The sequence below is a fragment of the Thermocladium sp. ECH_B genome (assembly GCA_001516585.1).
GTDB lineage: Archaea > Thermoproteota > Thermoprotei > Thermoproteales > Thermocladiaceae > Thermocladium.
Window position 1 is genome coordinate 1 of sequence record LOBW01000138.1, and the last position, 1,547, is coordinate 1,547.

General features: G+C 48.6%; 1 protein-coding gene. It reads right to left on the reverse strand.

The features are described from left to right. Nucleotides 1–199 precede the first annotated feature (199 nt). Nucleotides 200–1,141 carry a hypothetical protein gene (locus AT710_09755; protein KUO89803.1) on the reverse strand — a complete coding sequence of 314 codons (942 nt, stop codon included), beginning with the start codon at nucleotides 1,139–1,141 and terminating at the stop codon, nucleotides 200–202. Between the last annotated feature and the right edge of the window lie 406 nt (nucleotides 1,142–1,547).

Consider the following 1,547-nt stretch of genomic DNA (forward strand, 5'->3'; position numbering starts at 1 on the left):
CAGAGTTCAGGGAGTCAGTAACAGCAATAGACATCATAAACGACGCCCTAGCAAACACCGAACCACCAATATATATTGAGCAACAAGTCTAAATAGAAGATAAATATATAGATTAATTAATTTAAGTAAGGCAAAAACAAAAGGAAATTGTTTTAATCCATTATTAAACTTTATGAGCACCCTCACCCCCTCCTTAGTGCTATAGGGCTAGTATTGAACCAACAACCATGTAACCCCTTGAGTAATCCTTAGCCAAGGAACCCACGTCAAAGCCCGCTGCATAACCGTGGCTAGCCACGGTACCGAATACGGCGCCAACTGAACCTGCGAAGTTACCCACTAAGCCGATTATGTTCAGCGCCAACCCATATATCCCGGATGCCGATGGGCCGAGGAGTTTAAAGACTAGGTAGGCCATTAGTGTACCTGAAATACCCCCTAGGTATGCGGCTAGCCAGTACTGGAAGCCCATGTTAATGTACTCCTTGATACTAGCCCTAATTAGGCCGTAGCCTGTCCTTAAACTTGGCCACTGCCTAACCTTGCTTATGTAGTATATGGCTATGATTAATTGCCCTACTAGGTAGGATACTGCTATTGCGTAGACGTTCCTAAGCACCACCATTAACGCTATTTCAATAACCCTGAAGACTATGCCACCTAGAATTAACCCGATACCCTGGGTGACCACTGCGCCCACTGTCCATAGGTGGAAGTTCAGCGCGTTGTTAACGCCTTGTATTAGGGTGTAGGTTGCCCACACTGCAACTATGCCCGTTAACCACGCTGGCACACCATCCCATATGAAGACTGGTATTAGGGCTAGGCCGGTCACGGAGTAGGCTAGGGTTAGGGTTAGGGAGAAGGCGAACATTGCCGAGTAGTGGGCGTAGACGGTGCCACCCCTGGCGTGATTCATGGCGCCCTCCCTGGCTATGGCGTTATCTATACCGAAGGTTGGGAAGAATAGCCCAACTGTTGACAGTAGGGCTAGCATTGCGTTGTAGTAGCCGTACTGGGTTAGGGGGATGAATCTGGTAAGTAGTATTATGTAGGCTAGGGCTAGGGCGTAGCTAATCGCAGCGGATGCGTAGTTGGTTAATACTCCAAGCAGCGGCGACTCACTGATTAGCTCCCCCATCAGGGCACTTAACCAATACCCCTTATTAAGTAATACGCAATCCCACCTCCATTCTAAGGGGCAATTGCTAAACCAACACCACGGCCAATGATACCATATCGAGCCTTATCACAATGCCTTAGCAGCGTTAATGAGGGGGCCAGGTGAATGCATGTGGGTTGAAAGGCGGTGTGAGGTCAAAGCCAGGCATTAGATGCCTGCTCCTTGCCATAACTTTATAAAACCAAGTGACATGCGCCTAATTGTGGGTGAGTTCGATGATGCGCTGCTGCTTTTAGGGAGGTTAATGCCCATTGCCTTCATAGCCTTTAACCTAGGCAACACGCCAGTCCTAATAGCCTCATTGGCGCTCCTGGCCATTAACCTAGCCACCTGGGGTAGGGGGCTTGACCTTGAGTTAATCCTG